The sequence below is a fragment of the Rudaea sp. genome, assembly GCF_036560865.1.
GTDB lineage: Bacteria > Pseudomonadota > Gammaproteobacteria > Xanthomonadales > Rhodanobacteraceae > Rudaea.
This window is the reverse complement of record NZ_DATBQK010000130.1, coordinates 1-2,715: the sequence shown is the minus strand read 5'-3', so window position 1 is coordinate 2,715 and position 2,715 is coordinate 1. Positions and strand designations below refer to the sequence as shown.

5 protein-coding genes are annotated in these 2,715 nt (G+C 63.3%); all 5 read right to left on the bottom strand.

The window, feature by feature from the left end; translation table 11 throughout:
- On the bottom strand, positions 1 to 314 hold a 314-nt coding region (locus tag VIE67_RS12645), incomplete at its 3' end, for a succinate dehydrogenase, cytochrome b556 subunit (protein ID WP_332026765.1).
- On the bottom strand, positions 311 to 640 hold the full coding sequence (locus tag VIE67_RS12640) for a hypothetical protein (protein WP_332026763.1): 330 nt from the start codon (positions 638 to 640) through the stop codon (positions 311 to 313). The genes VIE67_RS12645 and VIE67_RS12640, both read right to left, overlap by 4 nt.
- Positions 637 to 1,359 carry a succinate dehydrogenase/fumarate reductase iron-sulfur subunit gene (locus tag VIE67_RS12635; RefSeq protein ID WP_332026761.1) on the bottom strand — a complete coding sequence of 241 codons (723 nt, stop codon included), beginning with the start codon at positions 1,357 to 1,359 and terminating at the stop codon, positions 637 to 639. The genes VIE67_RS12640 and VIE67_RS12635 overlap by 4 nt, the downstream gene beginning before the upstream one ends.
- A complete protein-coding gene (locus VIE67_RS12630) occupies positions 1,356 to 2,144 on the bottom strand; it encodes an ABC transporter permease (RefSeq protein WP_414707365.1) in 789 nt (262 codons plus the stop codon). Before VIE67_RS12630 ends, VIE67_RS12635 begins: the two co-directional genes overlap by 4 nt.
- 77 nt (positions 2,145 to 2,221) lie before the next feature.
- A partial coding sequence (locus VIE67_RS12625; RefSeq protein ID WP_332026757.1) for an ABC transporter ATP-binding protein occupies positions 2,222 to 2,715 on the bottom strand: 494 nt, incomplete at its 5' end.

The following is a 2,715-nucleotide window of genomic DNA, read 5'->3' as shown; positions in this document are numbered from 1 at the left end:
AGGCCGATGGCGCAAACCGCGGCAACGCAGGCAGACAGCACAGCCAAGGTCTTCTCGCGGAAATCGAAAAACTCGATCGCCAGCAGGCGCAAGCCCAGCGTCATGTGGATCGCCAGCGCGATCACGATGCCGAATTCAGCGAAGGCGACGACCGGCTGGCGCGTCAGCGCCAGAAACGCGTCCATCGCGTTGGCGCCGTTGAGCGCGGTCGCCAGTGCCAGAAAGTGCAGCGGCAGAAAAATCGCCAGCGCGATACCCGACAGGCGGTGCAGCATCGCCACGACGAAGCCGCGCTGTCGGTGCGAGGCCCTCATGCGGTGTACACGGCGAACACCGCCCGCATGCCGAGGGTCAGGAGGACAATCGAAAACAGGGCCAATGCCAGATCGAGCGAACGCCCGCGCCATGTCGTCCACTCGTGCAAGATATTGCGCAAGCCAATCGGCGCGTGAATCGCGACCGCGACCACGAACAGGCCGTAGAACAGCGCGAAGACGATGTTGCCGTGGGTGCGGCCGAGAATTTCGGCCGCGGTCACGCCGCCGCGCACCGCATAAAGAATGGTACCGAGATGGACGGCGACCGCGAGCGCCAGCACGAAGGCAGTCGCCCGCTGCGCAAGGAACAAGATCGCCGTCACAGCACGCCCCGCAGACTGCGGCGCAGCACCGCGCGCTTCAGCCCTGTGATCGAATAAGTCGGCGCAATCGTCTTCGGGCAAAATTTTGTGCAGCTCATGTGGGTGTGGCAGGCCTGACAACCATTGCTCGCGGACACCGCGTCCAGCCGCGCGTCGTGGCCCTCATCGCGCACGTCGTTGATTAGCGTCCAGGCGCGATTGAGCGCGGCCGGCCCGAGATAGTCTTGGTCCCAGGCCACCACGTCGCACGCCGAATAGCAGACGCCGCAGCCGATGCATTCGATGCCGGCGTCGGCGGCCTGGCGTTGGGCTGTCGCCGGAGGCACCACGGCGAAATCGGCTTGCGGCTGTTTCCCCGGCTCGAAATAGCCCTGTGCGTCTTTCCATTTGTCGAAGAACTGCGTCATTTCCACCGCGAGATCCTTGACCACGGCGAAATTGCGCAGCGGCTCAAGCCGCAGCCGTTCGCTATCATCAATGACGTCTTTGACGCGGGTTCGGCAGGTCCAGCGCGGGCGGCCGTTCACCACCATGGCGCAGGAGCCGCACATGCCGACGCGGCAGGCGAAGCGATAGGACAGCGTGGCGTCGTGCTCGCGTTGGATTTCGGTGACCACGTCGAGCACGGTTTGATGTTCGCGGCGCGGCAAGGCAAAGGCTTGAAAATGCCCGGTATCGGTGCCGCGCCAGACATCGACCTGCAACGTGGCGCCGCTCATCGCTGCATACCCCAGAGATTAACCGTACGCGCCTCGATGGCGCGGAAGATTACCGATTCGACGAACAGTCCGATCAGAATGACGGTAAGCAGTCCGGAGAATACGGTGGCGGTGTCCAGATCGTTGCGGGCCTCGAAAATATACCAGCCGATGCCGCCCGAGCGCGACGACACGCCGAACACCAGTTCTGCCGCGACCAGCGTGCGCCAGGCGAAGGCCCAGCCGATCTTTAGGCCGGCCAGGATAGAGGGGAACGCGGCCGGGATTAGGATCAGGCCCACATAGCGCGCGCCGGTCAGCCCGACATTGCGTCCGCTCATGCGCAAGGTCTCCGGCACGCCGCGGAAGCCGCTCAGCGTATTGAGCGCCACCGCCCACAGCACCGAATGGACGATCACGAACACCAGCGACGGCGTGCCCAAGCCGAACCAGATCAAAGCCAGCGGCAACAGCGCAATGGCCGGCAGCGGATTGAACATGGCGGTGAGGGTGGAAAGAATGCGGGTGCCGATACCGCTGGCGACGGCGAAGGTGGTGAACAGCCCCGCCAGCAGGAGCCCGCAGGCATAGCCGATCGCCAATGTACGCAGCGAGGTCATGGTGCGGTCGATCAACACGCCGTTGCGGATATCGTGCCAGAACGTCGCCACGGTTTCGGTGAAGGTTGGGAACAGCAGGGAGTTGTTTAGCCAGAGCGCATAAAGCTCCCAGATCACGACCAGCACGACCAGGATCGCGAGACGCTGCACGCTCTCGTTGTTGACGACGCGCTCGACGAACGACAGCGGCCGCTCGACGTCGCCGATGACGCCAGAGTCGACCAGCTCGCTTTCGAATTCCGGGCGCTTTTGCAAAGTCTCGCTCACGCGCGGACGTCCTCGGTTGCCGCCACATGGCCGGCTTCATTGCCGAACAGCAGTCCGTGAATGCGCTTCGACATCGCGCCGAACTCCGGCTTGTCGATATTGGTGTAGTCGATATTGCCGACGTCAAGCTCGGCGCGTACCCGTCCCGGGTGCGGCGACAGCACCAGAATCCGCGAGCCGACGATGATCGCCTCCTCGATGGAATGGGTGACGAACAAAACGGTGAACCGCAACTGATCCCACAGTGACAACAATTCCTGCTGCATCGCGCGCCTGGTCAGCGCGTCGAGCGCGGCGAATGGTTCGTCCATCAGCAATATATCGGGCTCGAGCGCCATGGCGCGCGCGATCGCGACGCGCATTTTCATGCCGCCGGACAGCATGTGCGGATAGACATCCTTGAATTCGGTCAGCTTGACCTTTTCGATCACGGCGTCGGCGCGCGCCTTGGCCTCTTGCGATGAAAACTTCTTCGTGACCTTCATCGGGA